At 40.8% G+C, this 25008-nt stretch carries 25 protein-coding genes; 11 read left to right on the top strand and 14 right to left on the bottom strand.

Features of this window, described 5'->3' with window-relative positions; translation table 11 throughout:
• Positions 1–65 precede the first annotated feature (65 nt).
• Together G7074_RS27310 and G7074_RS19420 are read right to left on the bottom strand one after the other, a co-directional pair.
• Positions 66–242 (bottom strand): hypothetical protein, encoded by a 177-nt coding sequence (locus G7074_RS27310; RefSeq protein WP_240916356.1) that lies wholly within the window; start codon positions 240–242, stop codon positions 66–68.
• Positions 233–883: an alpha/beta hydrolase family protein gene (locus G7074_RS19420; RefSeq protein ID WP_240916355.1), complete on the bottom strand. Its 651-nt coding sequence runs from the start codon at positions 881–883 to the stop codon at positions 233–235. Before G7074_RS19420 ends, G7074_RS27310 begins: the two co-directional genes overlap by 10 nt.
• 105 nt (positions 884–988) lie before the next feature.
• Between G7074_RS19420 and G7074_RS19415 the strand changes: the two genes are divergently transcribed.
• From G7074_RS19415 to G7074_RS19390, 6 genes are all read left to right on the top strand, one after another.
• Complete coding sequence (locus G7074_RS19415) at positions 989–2182, top strand: GDSL-type esterase/lipase family protein (protein ID WP_166210689.1); 1194 nt, start codon at positions 989–991, stop codon at positions 2180–2182.
• Between the two features lie 108 nt (positions 2183–2290).
• A complete protein-coding gene (locus G7074_RS19410; RefSeq protein WP_166210686.1) occupies positions 2291–2707 on the top strand; it encodes an SRPBCC family protein in 417 nt (138 codons plus the stop codon).
• Between the two features lie 186 nt (positions 2708–2893).
• On the top strand, positions 2894–4282 hold the full coding sequence (locus tag G7074_RS19405; protein ID WP_166210683.1) for a TolC family protein: 1389 nt from the start codon (positions 2894–2896) through the stop codon (positions 4280–4282).
• 13 nt (positions 4283–4295) lie between these two features.
• Positions 4296–7580, top strand: a complete 3285-nt coding sequence (locus tag G7074_RS19400) for an efflux RND transporter permease subunit (RefSeq protein WP_166210680.1) — start codon at positions 4296–4298, stop codon at positions 7578–7580.
• Positions 7581–7591: 11 nt separating this feature from the next.
• Entirely contained in the window at positions 7592–8692 is a 1101-nt protein-coding gene (locus G7074_RS19395) for an efflux RND transporter periplasmic adaptor subunit (RefSeq protein WP_166210677.1), read from the top strand.
• Between the two features lie 24 nt (positions 8693–8716).
• Positions 8717–9658: an AraC family transcriptional regulator gene (locus tag G7074_RS19390; RefSeq protein ID WP_124559670.1), complete on the top strand. Its 942-nt coding sequence runs from the start codon at positions 8717–8719 to the stop codon at positions 9656–9658.
• Between the two features lie 289 nt (positions 9659–9947).
• Here G7074_RS19390 and G7074_RS19385 read toward each other — a convergent pair whose 3' ends face one another.
• Entirely contained in the window at positions 9948–13466 is a 3519-nt protein-coding gene (locus tag G7074_RS19385) for a M1 family aminopeptidase (protein WP_166210674.1), read from the bottom strand.
• Complete coding sequence (locus G7074_RS19380; RefSeq protein ID WP_166210671.1) at positions 13463–14359, bottom strand: ABC transporter ATP-binding protein; 897 nt, start codon at positions 14357–14359, stop codon at positions 13463–13465. The genes G7074_RS19385 and G7074_RS19380 overlap by 4 nt, the downstream gene beginning before the upstream one ends.
• Before the next feature lie 225 nt (positions 14360–14584).
• Here G7074_RS19380 and G7074_RS19375 point away from each other — a divergent pair, with 225 nt between their 5' ends.
• On the top strand, positions 14585–16081 hold the full coding sequence (locus G7074_RS19375) for a sensor histidine kinase (protein ID WP_166210668.1): 1497 nt from the start codon (positions 14585–14587) through the stop codon (positions 16079–16081).
• The gene (locus G7074_RS19370) at positions 16078–16806 is read left to right on the top strand and encodes a LytTR family DNA-binding domain-containing protein (RefSeq protein WP_166210665.1); all 729 of its coding nucleotides are present in this window, start codon (positions 16078–16080) and stop codon (positions 16804–16806) included. The genes G7074_RS19375 and G7074_RS19370 overlap by 4 nt, the downstream gene beginning before the upstream one ends.
• Before the next feature lie 3 nt (positions 16807–16809).
• Here the strand turns inward: G7074_RS19370 and G7074_RS19365 are convergent, their stop codons facing one another.
• Positions 16810–17403, bottom strand: a complete 594-nt coding sequence (locus tag G7074_RS19365; protein ID WP_124559665.1) for a 2OG-Fe(II) oxygenase — start codon at positions 17401–17403, stop codon at positions 16810–16812.
• Between the two features lie 109 nt (positions 17404–17512).
• Between G7074_RS19365 and G7074_RS19360 the strand changes: the two genes are divergently transcribed.
• The gene (locus G7074_RS19360) at positions 17513–18517 is read left to right on the top strand and encodes a phosphotransferase enzyme family protein (protein ID WP_124559664.1); all 1005 of its coding nucleotides are present in this window, start codon (positions 17513–17515) and stop codon (positions 18515–18517) included.
• 62 nt (positions 18518–18579) lie between these two features.
• Complete coding sequence (locus G7074_RS19355; RefSeq protein ID WP_124559663.1) at positions 18580–19431, top strand: dienelactone hydrolase family protein; 852 nt, start codon at positions 18580–18582, stop codon at positions 19429–19431.
• 57 nt (positions 19432–19488) lie between these two features.
• Here the strand turns inward: G7074_RS19355 and G7074_RS27305 are convergent, their stop codons facing one another.
• The 9 genes from G7074_RS27305 to G7074_RS19315 all read right to left on the bottom strand — a co-directional run bounded on the left by G7074_RS27305 (position 19489) and on the right by G7074_RS19315 (position 23846).
• Positions 19489–19743: a hypothetical protein gene (locus tag G7074_RS27305; protein WP_240916354.1), complete on the bottom strand. Its 255-nt coding sequence runs from the start codon at positions 19741–19743 to the stop codon at positions 19489–19491.
• Positions 19744–19769: 26 nt separating this feature from the next.
• Positions 19770–20501, bottom strand: coding sequence for a YCF48-related protein (locus tag G7074_RS19350; RefSeq protein WP_240916353.1), 732 nt, complete (start codon positions 20499–20501; stop codon positions 19770–19772).
• Positions 20502–20510: 9 nt separating this feature from the next.
• On the bottom strand, positions 20511–20942 hold the full coding sequence (locus G7074_RS19345) for a DUF2147 domain-containing protein (RefSeq protein WP_124559662.1): 432 nt from the start codon (positions 20940–20942) through the stop codon (positions 20511–20513).
• Between the two features lie 97 nt (positions 20943–21039).
• The gene (locus G7074_RS19340) at positions 21040–21417 is read right to left on the bottom strand and encodes a DoxX family membrane protein (RefSeq protein WP_166210662.1); all 378 of its coding nucleotides are present in this window, start codon (positions 21415–21417) and stop codon (positions 21040–21042) included.
• 127 nt (positions 21418–21544) lie between these two features.
• A complete protein-coding gene (locus tag G7074_RS19335) occupies positions 21545–21967 on the bottom strand; it encodes a VOC family protein (RefSeq protein WP_124559660.1) in 423 nt (140 codons plus the stop codon).
• 33 nt (positions 21968–22000) lie between these two features.
• Entirely contained in the window at positions 22001–22390 is a 390-nt protein-coding gene (locus G7074_RS19330) for a DUF1801 domain-containing protein (protein ID WP_233603848.1), read from the bottom strand.
• A 21-nt stretch (positions 22391–22411) separates the two neighbouring features.
• Positions 22412–22828: a hypothetical protein gene (locus G7074_RS19325; RefSeq protein WP_124559658.1), complete on the bottom strand. Its 417-nt coding sequence runs from the start codon at positions 22826–22828 to the stop codon at positions 22412–22414.
• A gap of 4 nt (positions 22829–22832) precedes the next feature.
• Positions 22833–23348 (bottom strand): DinB family protein, encoded by a 516-nt coding sequence (locus G7074_RS19320; protein WP_124559657.1) that lies wholly within the window; start codon positions 23346–23348, stop codon positions 22833–22835.
• A gap of 3 nt (positions 23349–23351) precedes the next feature.
• The gene (locus G7074_RS19315) at positions 23352–23846 is read right to left on the bottom strand and encodes a DinB family protein (protein WP_124559656.1); all 495 of its coding nucleotides are present in this window, start codon (positions 23844–23846) and stop codon (positions 23352–23354) included.
• Positions 23847–23982: 136 nt separating this feature from the next.
• Here G7074_RS19315 and G7074_RS19310 point away from each other — a divergent pair, with 136 nt between their 5' ends.
• Positions 23983–24942: a GlxA family transcriptional regulator gene (locus tag G7074_RS19310; RefSeq protein WP_166210659.1), complete on the top strand. Its 960-nt coding sequence runs from the start codon at positions 23983–23985 to the stop codon at positions 24940–24942.
• The last annotated feature ends 66 nt before the right edge of the window (positions 24943–25008 follow it).

Raw genomic sequence — 25008 nt, 5'->3', positions numbered from 1 at the left:
TTATAAAACACTGTTTATCAACAACAAAACGGATTAATTATTCGAACCGGCAGCCCGCAACCGGTTTAAGGTTTCGGGTTAAAATAATTACTTAAAAAAACACTTTGAAATTTAATTGCATTTGCCCAGTAATCCCAATTGTGTACACCGGGCCTGGTGGTAAAATCGTGTGGAATGTTGTTGTACAGCAATTCATCGTGCAGGCGTATATTGGCTTTATAGAAAAAATCGTCTACCCACATTCAAACGCTATAGCAAGCGATCCGGGCTTAATCAGATAAATCATATCAATTACACTATTCTGTTTCCAGCGTTCCGGAAACTCATCCTGTTTACCCAATCTTTTCGAAATATTCCATCCGTTAGGGAAAGGTTTAATATCTACCCCACCGCTCATGCTCCCCACAGCCCCATATACATCCTGATGCTTAATGGCCAGGTAAAATGCACCATGGCCGCCCATACTTAAACCGGTTATGGCCCTACCCTTCTTTTCGGCAATGGTTTTATAGTGCTCATCAATGTAGCTCACCAGCTCGGTAGCCACATAGGTTTCGTATTTCCATTCTGGGTCTACCGGGCTATCGAAATACCAGCTGGTTACATTACCATCGGGGCATACAATGATAAACTGGTATTGATCGGCCAGGTTTTTAATTCCCGGCACTTTTTTAACCCATTCGGCATAACTGCCTCCGGCACCATGTAACAGGTAAACCACAGGGTACGATTTTCCGCTTTTATAGCTATCTGGTTTAATAACCACGGCCTTAATATTTTTTTTCATCGATTTGCTATACGTTACAGCAGTATCTACTTCGGCGGCGTTAGCAACACAGGTAAACAGGAATAAACAAATGGCTACTAAAAAGCTATTTTTCATGCGTTATTTTTAATGAGGTTATAATATGATGCTAAATTTATAAAATTAAGCTACATTCTTTGCCAGGTGTTAATTTTATTACTTTTGGTTTATTTCTAATCAAAAATGAAACTGACCTCTTTTCTTTGTGTTACCATGCTGGTAACCACAATTATGACTAAAAGTATTGCACAAAATAAGCTGCAAGCTGCCAACTTCATTACTTTTAATGGCTACAGCAACAATTTCGCTGAAAAACTTCAAAAAAGCGAACCTGTAACCGTTGCTTTTTTAGGCGGATCGATTACCAATATGGAAGGCTGGCGCGCAATGGTTTGCAATTACCTGTCTAAAACCTACCCGCAAAGCAAATTTAAATTTATCAATGCTGGTATCCCGTCGTTGGGTAGTTTGCCGCATAGTTTCCGCCTTCAGCGCGATGTGCTGGACAGTGGAAAAATAGACCTCCTGTTTATCGAGTCGGCGGTTAACGACCATGTAAACCAAACTGCAGAAAAGACACAGCGCCGTGCATTAGAAGGCATTATCAGACATACATTGAGCAAAAACTCAAAAACCAATATCGTATTGATGGCTTTTGCCGACGAAGATAAAAATGATGATTTCGATAAAGGCAAGGTACCAACAGAGGTAAAAGTACACAGCGATTTAGCCGAATATTACCACCTGCCATTTATTAACCTTGCACTAGAAGTAGATAAACGCATTGCCAACAAAGAATTTAGCTGGGCTGGTGATTTCAAAAACTTGCACCCTTCGCCCTTTGGGCAGCAGCTGTACTTTAACACCATTAAAACCTATCTGGAAGAAAACCAGAAAAATACCGCTAAGAAAGCTACTGGTGGCAGCCCTAAAATTTTGGATAAGTTTGCCTATACCAAAGGCCAATACGTTAACGTTACTGCCGCCGAAAATTTAAACACCTTTAACATCAACAAAAGCTGGAAACCAAATGATGCCCTGGAAACACGGCCTGGTTTTGTAAATATCCCCGTGCTCGAAAGCACTACCCGAAACAGTACTTTCGATTTAATTTTTAAAGGCAATGCTGTGGGTATTGCTGTTCTATCAGGTCCCGACGCGGGTATGCTGCATTACCGCATTGATAATGGAGCAGAAAAAACGATCGATTTGTTTAGTCAATGGAGTACAAGCCTGCATTTACCCTGGTATTTGCTGCTTGGCGATGAGCTGGGTGGTGGCGAACACAAATTAAGTGTACGCATTAGCGAGTATCATAACCAAAAATCAGCGGGTTATGCCTGCCGTATTGCTTACTTTTTGGTAAACGCCAATTAGGCGGCCTAATCAGTGCGGGGGTATTTCACCCCTTATATTTGTCGCAATTGCACTTTTCAGGTTGTAAAAGTTACAATAACTTTGATTAACAATTTAAACCAAAAAAAAATGGAAAACAATGCAATTACTGTAGAAACCACTGTAAATAGTCCTGTTGAAAAAGTTTGGGACTTTTGGACCAATCCTGAACACATTACCAAATGGAGTTTTGCTTCGCCCGATTGGCATACGCCTTATGCCGATAACGATTTAAGGGTTGGTGGCGAATTTAAAAGCACCATGGCCGCTAAAGATGGCAGCATGAGCTTTGATTTCGGAGGTACTTATACCACCGTTGATTTGCTTAAAAAAATAGAATACACCCTGGGCGATGGCCGCAAGGTAAGCATCATTTTCGATGCACTAAGCGAAGGTACCAGAGTTACCGAAACTTTCGATCCGGAAGGTACCAACCCGATTGAAATGCAACGTGGCGGCTGGCAAGCCATTCTGGATAATTTTAAAAAATATACCGAAGAATCTTAATGCTCAGCTATATTCCTTACAGGTTAACCCGATCTGTAAGGAATATGCCATTTTTACGCAATTTATCATCCCAAAATAATCCTACAGTAACAATTCGATTATTATTTGATTCGCATAATTTTTGATTTGAACCGAATACTTTGATATTGTGACCATAATTTACATTTGCCGTGTAAATTATACACTATGTATCGTATATCTTTATTTCTACTATCGTTATTCCTATTTATTAATGTGTACACGGGTGCAAATGCCCAAACACTCAGCTTAAAACAGGCTGTTAATACGGCCTTAACCAATTACGGCACCATTAAAGCTAAAGATAGTTATGCAAATGCATCCAAATCAATCATCCAGCTAGCCAAAAGAGAATACCTACCCAATTTTAGTCTTAGTGCGCAGCAAGATTACGGCACCATTAACGGCCAAAATGGCCCACAGTATGGCTTTGGTGGTTTGGGTACAGCATCGGCAGGGCCCGCGCTCGATAAGCAAAACTGGAATGCGGCCTTTGGTGCACTTTACCTGGCCAACATTAACTGGGATTTCTTCACCTTCGGAAAAATTAAGGAAAGGGTAAAAATTGCCAGTGCTACCTACAACCGGGATAAAAACGACCTGGAGCAGGAAAAATTTCAGCAGGAAATCCGCGTTTCTGCAGCATACCTTAATTTACTGGCTGCACAACGCTTAACCAAATCGCAGCAAAAGAATTTAGACCGTGCCATTACCTTTCAAAATACGGCTATAATCAGGGCTAAAAACGGCTTGATTGCCGGAGTAGATTCATCGCTGGCCAAAGCCGAAGTTTCGAATGCTAAAATTGCCTTAACCAAGGCCAAAGATTTAGAGCAGGAACAAGCCAACCGCTTAGGCGTTTTAATGGGGCTAACCGCCACCACTTACGATTTAGATACTGCATCGATTACACGCATTCCAAAAAATCTGCTAGGCGATAGCATTAACAGTGCCCACCCGCTTTTAAAGTTTTACCAAAACCGGATCGCGGTAAGTGAGGAACAGGGCAATTATTTTAAGAAACTTTATTACCCTACCCTTTCTTTATTTGGTGTAATGCAGGGCCGTGGTTCGGGTTTTAGTTCGGGTTATGCTTTAGATCAGACTGCCTTTTCATCGAGCTATTTGGATGGGATCAACCCAACCAGGGGTAACTATTTGATTGGCATAGGAATAACGTGGAACCTCTCTACCTTGCTTAAAAACCGTCCCCAGGTACGCGCGCAGGCATACATTAGCGAGGGCTTAAAAGCAGAATACAACCTGGTCGATCAGCAATTAAAAGCCCAGCTGGCACTGGCAGAAACCAAACTCACCAATGCCATGGCCAATTACCGCGAAGCACCTGTACAGGTAAAGGCCGCTTCGGATGCCTACCTGCAAAAAAGCACCTTATATAAGAATGGCTTAACCACCATGGTTGATTTAACCCAGGCACTTTTTACACTCAACCGCGCCGAAACCGACCGCGATATTGCCTATACCAATGTTTGGCAGGCTTTGCTGTTAAAATCGGCAGCTCTTGGCAACTACGACCTATTTATCAACGAATTTTAATCTGCCCCAATACATGAATTTAATACGTTTCGCACTCCGCAAACCCATTTCCATACTGGTTTTAGTTGCCGGGCTGTTCTTTTTTGGTATAGGAGCCATCAACCAGGTTAAGGTTGATATCCTGCCGCAAATGAACCTGCCGGTAATTTACATTGCCCACCCTTTTGGTGGTTATACGCCCGATCAAATGGAAGCATATTTCGGCAAGCAGTATGTAAACATCCTGCTTTTTGCCAACGGTATCAAAAGTATCGAAACCAAAAATACGCAAGGCTTAATGCTCATGAAACTTACCTATTACGAAGGCACCAATATGGCCCAGGCCGCAGCCGAGCTGAGCGCGCTCTCTACGCGGGCACAGGCCATTTTCCCGCCGGGTTCGCAACCGCCTTTCGTAATCCGTTTCGATGCCTCTTCGCTTCCTGTTGGTCAGCTGGTGTTGAGCAGCCCTATCCGCACCAACAACGAACTGCAGGATTTGGCCAACACTTATGTGCGCCCCAGCTTCTCATCTATTCCGGGCTTGCTGTCTCCAGCCCCTTTTGGTGGTAGTCCGCGTACGATAGAAATTAATGTTAATCCCTCATTACTGCGTTCGCACAACTTAACGGTCGATCAGGTGGTTGAAGCCATCCGCCTCAATAACCAAACTGCTCCATCAGGTAATGTGCGCATTGGCGATAAAAACTACCTTACACCTACCAACTATACCATTAAAAAAGTTAAAGATTTTGAGAACATTCCCCTGTTTAAAGGCAGTGTACAGAATTTACAGCTCCGCGATGTAGCTACCGTTAAAGATGGTGCCGATTTGGTGGCCGGCTATGCTTTAGTTAATGGTAAGCGCTCAGTGTACTTAAGTATTGCAAAATCAGGCGATGCCTCTACCTGGGATGTGGTAAAAAACTTAAAGAAAAACTTACCCAACATTCAAAATACCTTACCTGAGGATGTAAAGCTTTCGTACGAGTTCGATCAGTCGGTTTATGTAATTAATGCAGTAAAAAGTCTGATCAGCGAAGGTGCTATCGGCGCAATTTTAACGGGTTTGATGGTTTTACTCTTCCTTGGCGATAAGCGTGCGGCACTGATTGTAATCCTCACCATCCCAACATCCATTATTGCCGGCGTTTTGTTCCTGAAATTATTCGGGCAAACCATCAACATCATGACACTAAGCGGACTGGCTTTAGCCATTGGTATCCTGGTAGATGAATCGACCGTTACGATAGAAAATATACATCAACATTTTGATATGGGAAAACCCAAAGCGCTGGCCATTTGGGATGCCTGTAAGGAAATTGCTTTCCCTAAATTACTGATCCTGTTTTGTATCCTCGCTGTTTTTGCACCAGCTTTAACCATGTCGGGCATACCGGGGGCTTTATTTTTACCCCTGGCACTGGCCATTGGATTTTCGATGATTGTTTCGTTCTTGCTTTCGCAAACTTTTGTCCCCATTATGGCCAACTGGCTGATGATTGCGCACCCGAAAAAAGGTAACGAACACCATCCGGGCATTACGCAGGATGAAGCTGATTTTAAAGCTACCGGCATTACCCTCGAATCGGAAAAAGATACCCTAAACCAAAAAAGGGTATTGGTGGAGCGCGAAGATTTTAGTGGCAATGGCAAAATTGGGGTTTTCGATCGTTTCCGTAATCGTTTTATGCGCTTTATCGACCGTATATTGCCATATAAGAAACCTGTCGTGTTAACTTATCTGATGGTTATTATTGGTTTAGCAGCCCTTTTACTGGTTAATATAGGTCGCGATGTTTTACCACGCGTTAACTCGAGCCAGTTCCAGTTGCGTTTGCGCGCACCCGATGGAACGCGTTTGGAGCGTACCGAAGAAAAAGCCAACGTAGTTTTGGCCGAACTTAAAAAAATGGTTGGTGCAGAACATGTAAGCATATCTTCGGTTTTTGTGGGGCAACACCCTGCACAGTTTTCGGTAAACCCGATTTATCAGTTCATGGCTGGCCCGCACGAAGCTGTATTTCAGGTAAGCTTAAAAGATTACGAAGCTGATATGGATGATTTTAAGGACCAGTTCAGGACAAAAATTAAACAACTGTTACCCGATGTTAAATTATCATTCGAACCGATAGAACTGACTGATAAAGTATTGAGCCAGGGCTCTCCTACACCGGTAGAGGTGCGTATTTCGGGCAAAAACAAAAAGCTGAATGCGCAATACGCCAATAAAATTGTGGCCGAGCTGAAAGAAATTTCTTACATGCGCGATGTTCAGATTGCACAACCCATTAAATACCCTTCATTGAATATCGAAATCGACAGAACCCGTGCGGCACAAATTGGGATTGATATGGCCGACATTTCGAGGTCGCTGATTGCCTCTACTTCATCATCGCGTTACACCGATAAAAATATCTGGCTGGATGAAAAAGCGGCTTTACCTTACAATGTTCAGGTGCAGGTGCCCTTAAACCAGATGGCCAGTAAAGATGATATTGGGGAAATACCTTTATTGAAAAATTCGGCCAGACCTGTATTGAGCGATGTAGCGAAGATTACACCCGATACTACTGCCGGCGAAAACGACAATATTGGCGCTATGCCTTTCTTATCGGTTACTGCAAACCTTTACCATACTGATTTGGGCACTGCCACCAAAGATGTAGAAAAAGCGATTAAAGGTGTAGGCGAACTGCCAAGAGGTTTAAATGTTGCTGCCATTGGCATGAGCAAAGTACTTACCGATACGCTGGATAGTTTACAATCGGGCTTGTTTGTGGCCATTGTAGTGATATTTTTAATGCTGGCAGCCAATTTCCAGTCGTTTAAAGTGCCCCTGGTAATTTTAGCCACGGTACCTGCAGTTATTTTGGGTTCTTTATTGCTCTTAACCATTACAGGCTCTACCCTAAACCTGCAGTCGTACATGGGTATTATCATGTCGGTTGGGGTATCTATTGCCAATGCGGTATTACTGATTACCAATGCAGAACAGTTGAGAAAACACAATGGAAATGCGCTCCAATCAGCCCGCGAAGCCGCAGCCTTACGTTTGCGTCCCATCATTATGACGAGTATTGCCATGATTGCGGGTATGTTACCGATGGCTATTGGCCACGGAGAAGGCGGCGGGGCAGTTTCGCCACTGGGCAGGGCGGTAATTGGCGGTTTGCTGGCTTCAACATTTGCTGTACTTATTATTTTACCACTGGTTTTTGCCTGGGTACAAGGCAAGCAAACTACCGATTCGATGTCGCTCGATCCGGAAGATAAAGACAGCATCCATTACATTAAAGGTTTAGAAGAAAACGAATAAAATCATCACAAATGAATACCAAGCTATTTTCAACAGGTTTATTAAGTGCAGGTTTCCTGTTACTCACGGCTATTTATGGTTGTGGCCATGCCGAATCAAAGGGAGAAGTAAAAAAAGAACAAGCCCCGGTTATTGCCACATTCGACCTTAAAAAAGAAAAATTATCTACTAAACTGAGCTTACCGGGCGAATTAATTGCATTGCAACAGGTAGATTTATATGCCAAAGTAAGCAGTTTTGTGCGTACACTAAAGGTAGATATCGGTTCGGAGGTAAGCAAAGGCCAGCTGTTAATGACCCTCGATGCGCCCGAATTGAACTCGCAACTTTCGGCCAGCCAATCGCGTGTTAAAGCCCAGGAAGCCATTTACACTGCCAGCAAGGCCAACTATAACCGTTTGTACGAAACCAGTAAAACACCGGGGACCATTTCTACCAACGATCTCGATCAGGCCATGGCGAAAAAGAACGCCGATTTGGCGCAGCTCGAGGCTGCAAAGGCAGCTTATAAAGAGGTTGGTTCTGTACAGGATTACCTTACCATCCGTGCACCGTTTAGCGGTATTATTTCTGCCAGGAATGTAAATTTAGGGGCTTATGTAGGTCCATCGGGCAAAGGTTCTGATTTGCCTATTTTTACTTTGCAGGATCAGAAAAACCTGCGTTTAGCGGTATCAATCCCCGAAATTTATACGGGTTACCTGAAAGCGGGCGACGAAATCAGTTTTACTGTTAAGTCTTTACCCAGCCAAATATTTAAAGCAAAAGTGAAACGCTTATCGGGAGCTTTAGATTTACGCTTGCGCGCCGAACGTATTGAAATGGACGTACCCAATGCCAGCAAAATATTGTTACCGGGCATGGTAGCCGAAGTAAGCATTCCGATACCAGCCAATGCCAGTACTTTTATCATCAACAAAAAAGCATTGTTAGATACCAGCGAAGGTTTATTTGTGTTAAAAGTGCAAAACAATAAAGCAGTAAAAGTTGAGGTTAAAAAAGGCCGCGAAACAGACGACCGTGTTGAGGTATTTGGCGATTTGGCTGAAGGTGACAAATTAGTTGCAGAACCTACAGAAGAAATGCACGAAGGAATGGCGATTAAACCATAACTTTACGATATAAGCACTTACAGTATGTTAACCAAAAACCAGGAGCTTTCTACCCTCCAGAAAAACGAAACCCTGGAGGATTTTTACAATAAACTAAAAATCAACCGTCCCGAAATTCCTACGCCTAGCTTAGGGATGATTAACGACATTGGGCACTTTAACGTTTTTAACCGAACTACAGTTTGTACCAATGTGCCTTCGGTTTTTAGCCGGAGAGATTTTTATAAGATTTCTTTAATTATTGGCAATGGGATATTACATTACCCCGATGCCGAGATTGAAATAAAGGGGCGTGCCTTGTTGTTTACCAACCCCAATATTCCATACTCCTGGGAAAGCACTTCGCCAAAGCCTGCGGGCTACTTTTGCCTGTTTACCGAAAACTTTATCCATAACCGCAACGAAACCCTGCGCGATTCGTTACTCTGGCGCATTAACGATAGTCCGGTTATCCACATCAACGAAGAGCAGGAAGTCGTATTGACCGACATTTTCTTAAAAATGATGAAAGAGATGGATGGTGATTACATCCACAAATATGATTTGCTGAGAAATTATGTACAACTCATTGTTCACGAAGCTTTAAAAGTAAAACCACAAGGCGAATTACTGAAACAAAATAACGCCTCGGTACGCTTAACTGCCTTATTTATCGAATTACTGGAAAGACAGTTTCCTATTGGCTCTACCGAGCAAATACTCGAATTAAAAACAGCACACGATTTTGCCTGCCGATTACTGGTGCATGTAAACCATTTAAACCATGCCGTAAAAGAAGTTACCGGCAAAACTACCTCCGAACATATTTCGAGACGGGTAACAACAGAAGCTGTAGCCTTGCTGAAACATACCGAATGGAACATCGCACAAATTGCTTACTGTCTGGGCTTTGAATATCCGGCCAATTTCAACATCTTTTTTAAACGCCAGATGCAATGTACACCCAAGCATTTTAGAACTACCTAGATTTATCTAATCGTCTGTATTTATCCGAAGAGCTCCTAAAGGTGCTAAGGATTTTTGTGGCAGTTTTCTGATGTGCGTAAAAGTTGCCACAACAATTGCAGACCAACCTGTCTGTAAAGTTCCCTTGCTGTCCGTAGAGTTCCGAAGGGCTCTACGGATGATGAATAGAAAAGAGTCTCTGACTCGTTCTTTTATTGAGTTTAAAAACTCATTCTTTCAATAATCCGTAGTGACGCTGCGCTTAACACTAAGGACAGAGTTTCTATCTAACAGCTGGCTGAATCCTGTATTACTTCACTTCCACCGCATGATCACTTTTATCTGCATCAAGCAAATACCGGTAAGGGTCTATGGCCACCGTTTTAGGTTTACGGTCAACAATTAGTATTAGCCTGGTTTGGTTTTGGCTAATGTGATACTTCTGCAAAGAAAAAGGCCTGGTTTCTACCCTCCAATCTTGCTCAGGCTGATTAAAACAACCAATTTCAACTTCCAGATCGGGCAATTGTTTAGGGCCGGCACTTAAACGTTCGGCATTTACCAAAAGTTCGAGTTGATACTTTCCATTTTTAAGTAAAGTGCATTGTTGTACTTTCAAGCCAAGATCATAGGTTACCACCTGGTTGAAACAATCGTCGATAAATTTCTTTTGTGCAGGTAAAGCTTCTTTTAATAAGGCATTAACCAGGTCTGAAGCCGAAGCTTTTGGTTTTGGATAGGCATGATCAGCAATCAGCTGTTTCAATACTGCGTTGAATTTCTGTTCGCCCATTAACTCCTTAACCGCGTACATGTTTATGCCGCCCTTCTGGTAGTTTACATAAGCCTGATCCAGTGTTTTTGCCAATGGCAATTCTTTTTCGGTATTGTTGCGGTTTAAGAAATAGAGGCGGTTATCATAATCGAGATATTGCCGCAGGTACATTTTACCAAAAGCTTTTTCCATTAATACATTTTCGGTGTATTTAGCCAGCGATTCGGTAAGCATAGCATAGCCAGGTCCACCAAACGGAGCCAATTTATTGGCCCACCATTGGTGCGCGGTTTCGTGTCCGGCAATGGCATAACTGTGATCTATAGTGCCCTGTTGACTAAAATTACCCAGAAAATTAATGTTCTCTGCACTAAAGATAATCCCCGGATAAGCCGTTGCCGCCCCTTTGTATTGTGGAATTTCGGCAAGGGTAAGTTGTTTTAGGGGATACTTTGCAAAATGTTCATTTCCGTAATCCAATGCATCTTTAATTCCCTTAAACATTTGCCTTAGGTTATATTCCTGCCCTTGCTGATAATAAATACTTAAGGCAACACCTTTGTACTGCTCTTGTTTAACTTCATACTGTGCCGAACTTAACGCAAACATAAAATTTACAGGCAAGGGTGTTTTATAGCTGAAATAGCGCCGGTTATTGGCAAGCCAGCTTTTTTGTAATTCACCAACTGTAAGTACCTGCTGATCGTGATTGGTAGAAATGGTTGTTTCAAAATCAATCAGTTCGTAGTTCCTGCTAAATGTTTGCTCAACGGGTTTTTCTGTCAAGCCATATTGTTTGCGGGAGCGCTTATCATCGCTTTCAAAATTATAACTGTAGCCCAGATGTGGTACAAATTTCTCCAGTTCAATGTAGCTACCATTCTTTACTATCGAATTTTCTTTATCAAAAGGAGTAAAACCATTTCTGAAAACAGTGAGGATAAAACTCATCTTAATGGTATCGCCCAGTAACAAAGGGCTGTTTAAAGTAATAAACTGTTGCTTAAATTTTTCATCTACCTCGCCTTTCTTCGCTCCGGCAATATCAACAGCAAACAAATTTACCTGGGGGTTCAGGCTAATCCATATTTTCGAAATTGGTTTCTCTGTTTCATTTTTTAAGCGGTAAGTACCTTTAACAGTATATTTCCCTTCATCCGGATATAAATCGACAATGGTTTTAACTGATTTAATAACAGGTTGCGGCATATTGGCCAGTGCTTTGTATTGCTGCTCGTAAGCCAGTTGCCAGTTTAACCAGGTTTTGGCATTTTGGTACCTGCTAACTACATTACTTTCATAATAGATATATGCACCACCTGAAATCCAGGTTAGCAAAGCGAAAATAGCGATCCATTTATGCTGCTTAAGTACCAGACCTACCGACTTCAGCCTGTTTTTAGCTTTTATTTCGCACTTATTCTGCCACATTCCAATGGTTAGCAATGCAATAATGGTTACAAAGGCCGCCCAATACAACATATACCAGTTAAATGCAGTTGCATAATATCCAAACCCGTTAAAGTACGAATGCAGCAAATCTGGTACAGTTGCAAAACGGAAAAGGTAATGCTCCAGCCCAAAACGATCGGCATAAAGCATGATAAAAACAGTAACCATGCTCAGCATCATGCCTACATATTTATTGCTGCTCAAATTTTGAATAAACACAATAAGCACTACAAAGAGTATTAAGGGAAACGCACTGTAATAATATAAAGAAAAGTAAAGGGGCAATTCGATATGAAAATAACCATGACTTAGCTGTAAAGTAATGCCGATGCCTATATTTAAAGAAACAAGGATAAAAACCAATGCAAAAAGGCTCATACTTTTAGCTGCCCACATTACCCAACTGCGCACAGGAGTGCTGTAAATTAACGAGTGGATACCAACCGATTTTTCTCTGGCTATACTCTCTGCAGCATAAAAGATAATCAGTATCAATGCAAATTTAATTGACCGTATTTCTTCTACAATAATTCCGGTTGCAGGATAGCTGTGAATGCCGTACACGCCGCTAAAAAGTTCATCTTTCAGTTCTACTCCGAAAAGAAACACCCAAAGCAAAAGCATCACCATAACCGGAATGTTCTTAAACAGATTGATCATTTCGAGCTTAAATTGTGCTTTTAAAGCCGTCAGTTGATAACCCAAACCATTTGGCTTAACTTCTAAATGTTTAAAGGGAATTAGAGTAGCCTTTGCCGTCGGGATTGTTTGCTGTTTTGCCTGTTTTTGCCGCTGCACCCTGAAGTTAAAAATGCAGTACGTTAGCCACATCAGTATAGCCGAAAAAGTAAACCACAATAACCTGTTAAGCAGAAATAATCCGGTTAAAGGAAAGAGTTGCCCGTTACGCTGTGCACTTGTCCAAGTTCTGGTTTCGCCGAAAAACGAAGCCAGGCCAAATGGATCTAAAAGAATAGACAAAGCATCGGGTGTGGTGCCTTTTAAGGCAGATGTAGCCAGTAAGGGCGAGTTTCCAAATATAGAAGCCAGCATGTACAAAATGTAAATCAGCACACCCACTACGTAAATGGCCCGCACGTTTTTGGTTAACAAGCTGGTGCAATACAAGGCACCAGCCGAAAAAATAACATTTGGTAAAGCAAACACCAAAAGCGCATGCAAAAAATAGCCAATATTAAAAGCACCCAGCTGATCGCCCCCCACAAAGAAAGTACCGATAAAAATGCCAATGGCAACCAGGAGCAGTAAGGTAAAAACCGCAATAAGTAAGCCCAAAAGCCTTACCACAAAATATACAGGTTTGGTAATAGCAGTGGTAAATATAACCGATTCAATTTTGTACATGGCATCTCTAAGCACTACGTTGGCACTAAAAAGCGTGCTCGAAAATATAGAAAACAAGGAGAGTAAGGCTATGATATTGGTAATTACATAAGGAGAGTTCTTGTGTACCTCATCGGTACCAAAACCTCCCTTGGCTACGCAAACCATACCCAAAACCAGAAACAGAATTGCCCCTATTTTGAAGGCCATCTGGTTAAAATGATACTTCAGTTCAAATTTCAGTAATGCAGCAATCATACTACAGCCTCCCTTTTGCCTTTTATCCCAAATAAAGCTGTAAAATAAACTTCTTCAAGGCCGGGGTAAACCGGCTCAAATCCTGCTGTAGGTAGTTGAGCCGATAATACAAAAACATTTAACTGGCCGGCAATAATCCGGGTCGAAATCACATCGAAAGCTGTAGCATACTGATCGAGGTCGGCTTTGGTAATCACCCTTCTCCAGATTTTTCCGCCCAGGTTTTTAGTCAGATCGGCAGGTTTTCCCTGCAAAATCAGCTTCCCATCGGCCATTACAGCCATCTCGGGGCATAGGTCGTTCACGTCTTCTACAATATGTGTAGAAAGAATCACCACCCTTTCAGTGCCTATTTCACTTAACAAATCATGAAAACGGTTACGTTCCTGTGGGTCTAATCCTGCTGTCGGCTCATCAACAATTATCAATTGCGGATTACCTAACAGCGCCTGTGCAATGCCGAAACGTTGTCTCATACCACCTGAAAAGGTTCCCACCGATCTTTTTCTCACCTCGAATAAATTGGTTTGCTGCAATAACGACAGCACCTGTTCTTTACGATCGTTAGTATTGGGCAGTCCTTTTAAAACAGCCAGGTGCGTTAATAAATCAACAGCCGAAATTTTAGGATAAACGCCAAAATCCTGCGGCAAGTAGCCCAGTTTATTGCGCATTTCCTGTGGGTTCTGCAACACATCGTTTCCATCAAAATGGATTTGTCCGCTATCGGGCAGCTGCAAGGTAGCCAGGGTGCGCATAAGCGACGATTTGCCGGCACCGTTTGGGCCTAATAAACCAAACATGCCGTTAGGGATATTTAAACTTACCTCATCAAGTGCTTTTACGCCATTGCCATAAGTTTTTATAAGTTGCTGTATTTTAAGTCGTACCATAGAATTTTAACTTCAGAATGGCCGCAAATTAACCTCACCAAAATTGATTTCCACATTTAAGTGATGAAGGCAACAAAAGTGATGACGAAAGAACGAGGAGCCATCCTTTAGACCTGATTTTATGCCTTTCCTTCCTTTCATCACCAAAAACCAGCCCTTCGTCATTAATATTTTAATGGTTTCAATGTCTTTTCTAATTTTAACAGGCTTTTCTATATCGTAACCATGCCCAATACAAAAAATTTCAATCCCAACTATAAACACCAGGACTTTTTCATATTTACAGGGCTGTTACTTTGGGTAGCCATATGCAACTGCTACGATCAGCATACAGCTGTTTGGCTTACTTATGCTACCTGCATTTTAACTTTGGGCTTTTGCTTATTGCCTGTACTTATGTTTTCTTTTTTTAAACAGGCTTTAAAGGAAAAACTCTCCAACAAAAAGTACATCCTTTACTGGTGCGGTTGCTTTTTGATACTTTTGCCCGTTTTTACGTTGCTGGCCACTCAGTTTCAAACCGAACCGGTCGATTTATCGGATAAGCTTACTACAGCTATTGGTGCATTAACACTCGAGCTTTTGCTCATCCTTAACCAATATTATCAGAAAAAAGTGCAACATATCAAATGGATAAAGAAAATTGGTTTGGAAAACGCCGTACTTATTTCTATCGTTTTAATCGCATTAAGTATTTCTATAATGGCGGTATCGAGTTTAAACAATCCGGTTTATCAAAGAGAAGGCTTCTGGCTTATTGGTTTTGAATTTAATATCAGGCAATTGCTACACAATTTTGGGGCTTTCCTGAGCTTTTTCTCTCAGTTTTTAATTATGTATTTGTGTGGTTACCTCCTTTTTTTCATCAATAGCCGTTGGCTTGTTCCTAAAATATTGAAAGAAAAAGGCTTGCTAATCTATTTGTTAAGCGTATCGGCTACCGTTGCCCTACTTTATCCCTTGCTGGCACAACTCCTTATTTTATTACCCATTAATACTGTATTTGGCAGAAGCATATTCGAAGCCAATCCTTTCGAACTGGAAAATGCCTTTGGTGCTTTTGCCATAATGCTTATCAGTTTACCCGTGGTATTGGCCCTGCAATGGGGCAAACAGAATAACATTATCCTTTCTTTAGAAAAAGAAAAATCGCAAAACGAACTCGATTTATTGAAACAGCAGCTCAATCCGCATTTCTTTTTCAATACCCTGAATAATCTGTACGCCCTGAGCCTGCAAAAATCGGATAAAACGCCCGAAAGCATACTACAGTTATCGGAACTGATGCGCTACACCATTTACAAAGGGAAAGAAAAAACGGTTAAACTGGCACAGGAACTGGATTACATTACGGATTATATCCAGTTGCAGCAAATCAGGTTGCGCAAAACACTACATTTTGAATTTGTAAAGCAGGTTAGCAACGATCAGGTTGAAATTGCCCCGCTTTTACTGGTTGTGTTTATCGAAAATGCTTTTAAACATGGCATTGAGCCTGCCGATGGAGAAGCAAGCCTAAAATTATCATTAATCAGCAACACACAAACCTTAACTTTTTGTGCAGAAAACTCTTTCGATCCTGAAGAGATAGGGCCCAATAGCGGGATTGGGATAGATAACCTGCGGAAAAGGCTCGAACTGCTTTATCCCGGTAAGCATACTTTGGATATTAGCACGATTGGCAATATCTTTAAGGCCGAATTAAAACTCCAATTTACATGAGTTTACGTTGCTTAATTGTAGATGATGAACCCCTTGCGCACGAAATCATTGTGGCTTATGCCAAAGATATTCCGTTTGTAGAAATTGCTGCGCACTGTTATCGGGCTACAGAAGCATTGGATTTTTTAAGTAAACAGGAAGTAGACCTGATTTTTCTCGACATCAGAATGCCCAAATTAAACGGCCTCGATTTTCTGCGTGCCCTGCAGCACAAACCACAGGTTATTATTACTTCGGCTTATGAAGAATATGCCTTAGCGAGTTTCGATCTTGCCGTTTGCGATTACCTGTTAAAGCCTTTCAAGTTAGAGCGTTTTTTAATGGCTGTTAACCGTGCTTTAAACTTTCAACAATTAAAAAAACAATCTGGCGCTCCTGTTGAAACCATAAACCCAGATCAGCAGCGCAATGGACAAATTTCAATCAAAGCAGATAAAAAGCATATTTTGTTGCAGCTGGATGAAATACAATTTTTAGAAAGTTTAGGGAATTATGTGAAAGTTTGGAAAGATCACAAATATTTACTCACCCCCAGAACATTGGGCAGTTTTGAAGAGCAACTGCCAGCCGATGATTTCATCCGGATCCATAAATCCTTCATCCTGAATAAAAAATACGCCAGTTATCTGGAAGGAAATACCATCGTTCTTAAAAACGGACAAAGGGTATCAGTTGGCAAAAACTATAAGAGCATTATTAAACAGTTGCTCGATATTAAAGATTAAACGTTAACCGATTTTAAGCCAGCCTGTAATGCTCATGCGCTGTTTATAGGTAAGCAAAACCTCATGCGCCAAATCTGAACTTTTAAAGAAAACACTTTTACCATTGTTAGGCGCAATATCCTGTTCTTCATCCTGGTGATAAATGCGTAATTCTCCACCATCTTCTATCCTCCAATCGGCGTTCAAATACATAATCATCGAATATTGGCGACTCCCATTGTTTTGAAACTGATCGATATGTTTTTTATAAAATGTACCCGACTCATAAAGCGTGTAATGAAACTCATAACCTGTAATTCCAGTATAACAGGTCCGGTTCAAATACTCCACAAATTCGTCCATCAAATCAAAGAAATCATTTTCATGTTTGTTCTGATGTTTTCTGTCTAACCAGTAAATTACATCGCTCCTGATTAATTTATCCTGATTGATAACTGCACTATTACCAACACCAGCATTTAAAAGTGCTTTATTTTCGAATAACCTGGTCAGGTTATTTTTAAGGTGGGCAGCTAATGAAACGTTTAGGAAATTCTCGGCAATTCCTACTTTATCTTCGATAAAACTATCGATAAGGCAATCAAATATTTTTTCCACCAGATTGGTTTAATCTTATAACAACGTGCCTAAGTTTGGTAAGGTAATCTTAATTAATGATTTAGATCTCGCTTTGAAAATTTATATTTGAAAATCCCAACGCCATTTTATGCAAAACGTTTTCCCTGCACAATACTCCACCTTATCTGCCGCAGCTTTAAAAGATTATTTAATTGAGGCATACGATCTCGATCAGGCCACAACCTGCCGCTTGCTGATTAGAAATGTTAGTGATACTTATATTCTGGAAAATGAAAAGCAGAAATATATCTTTAAAATTTACCGCGATGCGCACCGGAAAAGAAACGAAATTGAGGCAGAAGTTGAGCTCCTTAATTTACTGAAAGCCAATGGCAATTCGGTTTCTTACCCTTTTACAGATCGCGAGGGTAAGCAAATTCAACAATTTAATGCCATTGAGGGATTAAGGAATGGTGTTTTATTCTCCTTTGCAGAAGGAATGGTTATTCATGAGCTGGAAAATGAACAACTCATCCAGTTAGGTAAAGACATTGCCAAACTCCACGAAACTACTTCGGTAGTAAAACTTAAAAACCCGCGACCTGTATTTAATTTCGAAACCACTTTATTTGAACCGCTGAGGGTTTTGGCACCGCATTTTGAAACCATGCCCGAGGAATATGAATACCTGAGCCAGGTTGCAGGTAAGGTGGTAAAAAAATTCGAAACTTTCGATACTGCTAAATTTAGTACCGGTTATTGCCATTACGATTTCTTCCCAAAGAATTTTCATTTTGATGAAAGGGGAAGGATTACCTTTTTTGATTTCGATTTTGCCGGCGAGGGTTTCCTGATTAACGACCACATGTCGTTCCTGAACCATTACTTTTTCCACCAGATTAATCAGTTAACCACTAAAGAGCAGGCTGAAAAAGATTTTGATGTCTTTTTACGAGCTTATCAGCAGGTAAGGCCTTTAAGCAGCGATGAATTAGCTGCAATCCCCTATCTGGGCATTTGTTTCCATATCTTCTTTTTGAAATTCTTTTACGATAATTACGACGACTGGTCGAACATTTTTTTAACGCCACGGTATGTAAAACAACGTGTTGGGTTCATCAAAAAATGGGAAGCGCTGTATTGTAACTTTTAGGCAAGGCTTGCTCAAATTCCAGAAGGCTTATTTATCTTGTATAGTTATTCAAAACCAACAAGATGGACCAGAAAATAATCAACCTGTACGATGCGTACACCCACAGTCAGATAAACAGAAAAGATTTCATGAAAAAGCTGGCCATTCTTGCCGGCAGTACCGCTTTAGCGGCAACCATTTTGCCCCTGCTCGAAAACAATTATGTAGCAGCGGCCGATTTCACAGGCGATGATATTGAAGTTGAAAACATTAGCTATCCGGGCGTTGAGGGAGAAATGAAAGCTGTTTTAGCCAAACCAAAAGGTAAAAAGAAGCTGGGCTGCGTCTTGGTTATCCACGAAAACCGTGGTTTAAACCCACACATTATTGATGTTACCAAACGGGTAGCTGCCGAGGGTTTCCTGGCCCTTGGTATTGATGCACTTTCGCCATTTGGTGGAACCCCTGCAGATGAAGATAAAGGCCGTGAGCTAATTGGTAAACTGGATGCTGAAAAAAACCTGCAGAATTACTTAAAAGGATTGGATTATTTACGCCAGCGTAAAGATGGTAATGGTAAAGTAGGCTGTATGGGCTTTTGCTGGGGCGGCGGTATGGCTAACAAATTAGCCGTTAACGATCCGAAGTTACAAGCTGCTGTGGCTTACTACGGTGCCCAACCAAATGCAGCCGATGTTTCAAAGATCAAAGCAAGTGTAATGCTCCATTACGGTGGTTTAGACGAACGCATTAATGCTGGTATCCCTGCATACGAAACGGCTTTAAAAGCAAACCATATCGATTATAAACTTTATATCTACGATGGCGTAAACCATGCTTTTAACAACAACACCTCGCCTACGAGGTATAACGAGGCCGCCGCAAAATTGGCCTGGCAACGTACAATTGATTTGTTTAAGCAGAAACTAGGCTGATTTCTTGTATAAATAATCGTCATTTCGATCCGATAGCTATCAGATCGAAATGACGATCTAAAATACCAACTGATAAACCGATCCTTTTTCGCCGGCTAAAATAACTTGCTTACCTTTTTTAGCTTTTTGAACTGCATTAAAACTTTTATCCGAAATGTGTTTCCAGTTTTGGCCACCATCAGTGGAGATATCTGTTCCTGAGGTTCCTGTAGCTACTAGGGTTTTTGAGTTGATATAGGTTACTGCCGACCGAAAACCCAATACCGGCGTTGCAGGTTTCTGCCAGGTTTTACCGCCATCATTAGTTAACAATACGTTATTAGAATTTTCTTTGTCTTTTAAATAATCTCCCCCACAACTATACCTGTTTTTTCGTTAAGGAAGTCTATTGAAAAGGGGCCAGTGCTATTTCCGCCTTGTAAAATCGGGCATTTAAAAACCTGCCAGGTTTCTCCGTAATCAGGCGAAAAGTAAATATTAGAAACTGTTCCTCCTGTTGCAACCCAGGTTCTACCGCCTGGTAAGGTTTTAATCGTTGTACCACTGGCCGCAAAACCAGCCTCGCCTTTTGCCAGCGGAAGTTTTAAATTCGTAGAGACATCCAACCAGGTTTTACCTGCGTCGGTTGTTTTTAACAAGGACATTTTATCGTTAATCGGGTCGCCGAAAATAATGCCTTTATTCTTGTCCCAAAAACCCAAACCATCCAGAAATATAGCTGAATCTACGTTTTTATAATTTTCGGTCCAGGTTTCGCCACCGTCAACTGTTTTTAAAATATAGGCCGGAGATGCGATACCGACAATAATTGCCTGCCGGTCATCAAAAGCTTCAATATCTCTGAAATCGATTTTTTCGTAGCCTTTCGGTTTTAACCACTTCCAGGTTGCACCGCCATCAGTAGTTTTACCCACCGAGCCATTGCTTCCACTTACCCAGATTACCTGATCAGAAACCACACTCAAACCGCGCAAGCTGGTTTTGGCACTTTCATTCAAAGGTTTTACCGAATACGATTGTGCAACGCAAAAAAAAGGTGCCATTAACAGGCACCATAGTAATTTTTTCATGTATAAAATTTATTTAACCCTTCTAAAAGTTTCCGATCTGCCTAAAAGCGAAATACCAACATAGCCCCTAACATTTAATACATCGGTACTTTTTAGACTCAGGTTACAGCTGTATGTTTTACCACTTTTCGGATCGTAGATTGTACCATCTGTCCATTTACTGCCATCATAATCAAAATCCTTTAAGATTTCGAGGTTTAACAATGCGCGTTTCTTTAAGTTTTCATCAGGATTTTTAGCATCTAATTTAGGTTTACCGTTTAGATTCGGCTCTTTCATCCAGGCTAACTTTCCATAGTATTTATCGCCTTTTTTGTAAATCTCAATTTGCCCCTCTCCCGATGGATTAAGCCATTTGCCGATAATTGCATCTTTATTTTGTGCGAAAGCAGAAAATGAAACTGCTAATAACAGCAGCATTAAAAATGGGAACTTTCTCATATTTTTTTCTAGTTAGTTTTTAAAGATAATAATTTGACTTTACAGGAAACACTAAATAAAGCGAAAAAGTATAAGAAAGTTTTAGATCCCTTAAAATTTACTTAGAAACGATAGGCAAATACTTTTGGCGGTAAGCATAAAACAAGAAAATATTAAAGAGAAGCATTACGCCAACCATAGGTAAATCTTTTGGTCCTAAAAATGCATGGTACAGAAAAATATTCAGGGTAACCGGGAAAATAATTATCGCAGCCAGGGGTGCTGTTCTTCCGATAAGCAGCAATAAGCCCCCAATTAATTCTGTAATTTTAAGTAACGGAAAAAGATACACCGATGCCATCAGTCCCGTCATAAAGGTAGTTTGCGCGGGTGTCATTTCTGGCGCCTTTGGCATCAAATGAAGAAAATAACTTACCGACGCAAATAAATACATGGCGGCTAAAAGCACGCGTACAACAATAACTGCAATTTTCATATCATAAGTTTTTAGGTGACTGTTTAGTTTTGCCACAACGGCATATTATTTTTTTTAAGCCACGGAGACAAAGAAAACACAGAAACACTCCGTGTTAATCTGTGCATCCGTGGCAATTTTATCAGATTTATTTTTCCTTATAATCGTGGTTAACCATCCACTGGATTCCAAATTTATCGGTTGCCATGCCGAAAAGAGCGCCCCAGAACATTTTTTGTAATTCCATGGTTACAGTACCTCCAGCTGAAAGGCCATTAAAAAGCTGATGTGCTTCTTCTTCAGTAGCCGCATCAACAGAAAGTGAGATACCGGTTCCAAAAGTAGATGCAGGCGAAGGATCGGTAATATCAGTTCCCATTAGTACATTTCCACCAATCGGCAATGCGATATGCATTATTTTTTCCTGATCGCCCACTGCCATTCCTTCACACCCCGGCGAATCTTTAAAGCGCTGCACCACTGCAAACTCCCCACCGAAAACTGATTTGTAAAAGTTAAATGCTTCTTCGGTATTACCATTAAAATTTAAATACGTGTTAACTGATGCCATTGTTTTGTTGTTGTTAAATCCCTTTCGGGAAGGTTAATTATTATTTGGTTTATTTATTAATTCAATCCAGTTGTTAACAAATTGCTCAAGCGCTGGTCTTTTTGCTTCAATGTCGTCCATCCCGTAAAATCTGGCTTCACGCCGGTCTTTCCAATTGCCCTGTAAAAATGAGGGGTCTTCGATCATATTTTCATCGTAAAAAATAAAGATGATCTGTACATACCCTTTAGCCCTTAAATTAAAAGCTGCAAAATCTTTAAGACAATAAAAACTTGGCGAATTCCATTTTATTCTTTCCTGCATTAGCGGATTTGCGTTGGTGATAATAGTTCTTAGTTTTTCTACCTCCTGTTTATAGGGATGTATTAATTTAAGCATGTACTCATCCACTTCGCTTTTACCTGAAAGCAGGTTCTTTTTCATTGCCATACACGCGGGTTATTATTATTCACCGGCTAACTTTGTTAATGTAATATCCATCCAGGGCATCCAGCATTCACCATCAAAACGCTCCCACAATCCTTCGATGGTATTGGTTTTAAAATTACCTTTAAACCTTTCATTATCTCCAAATATTAAAATAATATCGTCGATTATCTTTAGCGTAGCGATCGAAATAATCCCATCATTACCAAAAGACTGAGATCTGAAAACATCATCCATATCATCGTAGTGGGTAATTTCCAACGACCTGATTTCCCTTTCATTAAACTTTACGTCAACATGGTGCGTTAAAAAGAAACCGCCGTCAACCCACTGGTAACAATCGGTGCCACTAATTACATCACCTGTTTTTGTGCGCCCCTCTGTTTGCCATTTACCAATATATGGATTTAATAGATCAAGCTTTTGATTTCTCATAAATTTAGTTAAAATCGGCAGTATCTAATTTACTATAAATATTTTTTAACTGCTGCGTATGCCGTTGCGTATGATAAATAATAAAATAAGCGGCTTCAAGGCGGGTTAAAAATCCATAAACAGGCAGCTCGAATGCTGTACAGGTTTTAGTGAGGTCTAATGTAGTAACCACATCTACAACGTTTTTTCGAATCTGCTTTAATTTCGCCAGTAATTCGGTCTGGTCGTATTCCTTGTTTTTTGGATAAATAAATTCCGGCGAATCAAATTTGGTATTGAAATTCAAAAAATCAGCCTTTATCCTTTCTACCATAATATCGGCTGGCTTATTGGTTTCTGTGGTTGGCCCGTTAATTACCTCTACAAAACCACCATTAGCCATAATCAGGTGCTGAGCTAGTTGCCCCGCCGTCCAGCTGCCGGGAAAAGGCACTTGATTAACCTGCTGTGCATTAAAATTTGAAAGCAGATTTTCCAATGCCGATAAAGTACCATCGGCTTCTTTAATTACCTTTTCCATAGTTTACATATAATTCATTCCAGGATAATTGAGCAGCCTGCGCCAGAGTGCAATTTGCCCGATGCAATTGGCTTCGCGGTAGGTATTAAAACTGATCATCTCATAAAGGGTCATTTCCATGCCTGGCATTTCTAATTGCTCGTCGAGCTTTTCATCTGTAGCCTTGGTAAGTGCATCCTGTAATAAAGGCGAAATCTGTGCCCAGTCTGTCTTAAAATCTGCTAAAGAAGGGTAAACTGCATCATCTATAATCCCTTTATGATCGACAAAAAGTTCGCCCGTTGCTGATTTAAGCTCAATGCCAAAATATTTAGCCAGGAAATACCTGCCATCTACCACACTACCGGTTATCCAGGCGAGGTGGTTAGCCTTGGTATCTAATCTTTTCAGGGCATCTTTTTCATCAATTCCAGCCAAAGCCCTTAATAAAAAATCGGTTTGCATTTCGTACAACACCATAATGCCATACATCCTGTTACTTATTGGTTTTGTTTTCATGTTATTGTTATTAGGTTGATTATAAGTATAAAGTTAATGCTTTATTTAACCACCTACCCTTGCCGTAAAAGTCAATATTGAGGGGCATTTCAGACATTTTTTTTCTATCTTGTACGCAGAACCTAAATTTTACCAAATGATACAAGTTGGTGTATTAATGCCCAAGAACTTCAGGTTATTGAGTATAGCTGCCATTTTAGACGTTTTTGATACCGTAAATGGCTTTTACAGAAAAGATAATCTTGAAACACCTTTTGCCATTAGTTTAGTTACACTGGATGACAAAAACTACAATTTTAGCGAGCATCCGTCTATTTCGATAGAAAATGTACTGCCGCTTGATTTGATTTTGATTCCATCTTTTTCTACCAACGATATGGCAGCAAGTATTGCAGAAAACAGGCATTACCTGCCATGGCTAAATTTACAACATCGTAAGGGGGCAGAAATTGCCACATTTTGCACAGGTGCATTTTTGCTTGCAGCATCGGGTCTGCTAAATGGCAGGGCAGCTACAACACATGTCGATGCTTGCACGGCATTTTCTACCGCATTCCCTTTGGTGCATTTAAAGGCCGATAAAACGGTAACACAAGATGGCAAACTGTTTACCAGTGGTGGGGCAACTTCTACTTTCCACCTGTTGCTGCACCTCTTACAAATCCATTGCGGAAAAGAAATGGCTATTAAAGTTGCTAAAATTTTTGCCATTGATATGGACCGTGTAAACCAATTGTATTTTAGCACTTTTCAGCCTATACGGCACCATAACGATGATATTGTAGCCTCTGCACAGGAAAAAATAGAAAATAATTACCAGGATGTGGCCACCATTGAAGAGATGATTAAAGATATTCCATCAAGCAGAAGGAACATTGTGCGTCGCTTTAAGCAGGTAATTGGCATTACGCCTATTGAGTACCTGCAACAAACGCGTATAGAAGCCGCAAAAAAATTACTGGAGCAAACGGCACAGCAAATGACTGAGGTAATTTATAACTCTGGCTACAACGATCCTAAAGCTTTCAGAAAAGTATTTAGAAAATCGGTTGGTATGACACCTACCCAATACCGCGATAAATTTCAGGCGAGGTAAGTGTAGCAGATCATTAAATTTGTCAGGCTTGCCCTGTCAAAACATTAACGAAAGCAAAATTGACTT

Origin of the sequence: Pedobacter sp. HDW13, assembly GCF_011303555.1 — a bacterium.
GTDB lineage: Bacteria > Bacteroidota > Bacteroidia > Sphingobacteriales > Sphingobacteriaceae > Pedobacter.
This window is presented reverse-complemented; position numbering and strand designations above follow the sequence as displayed.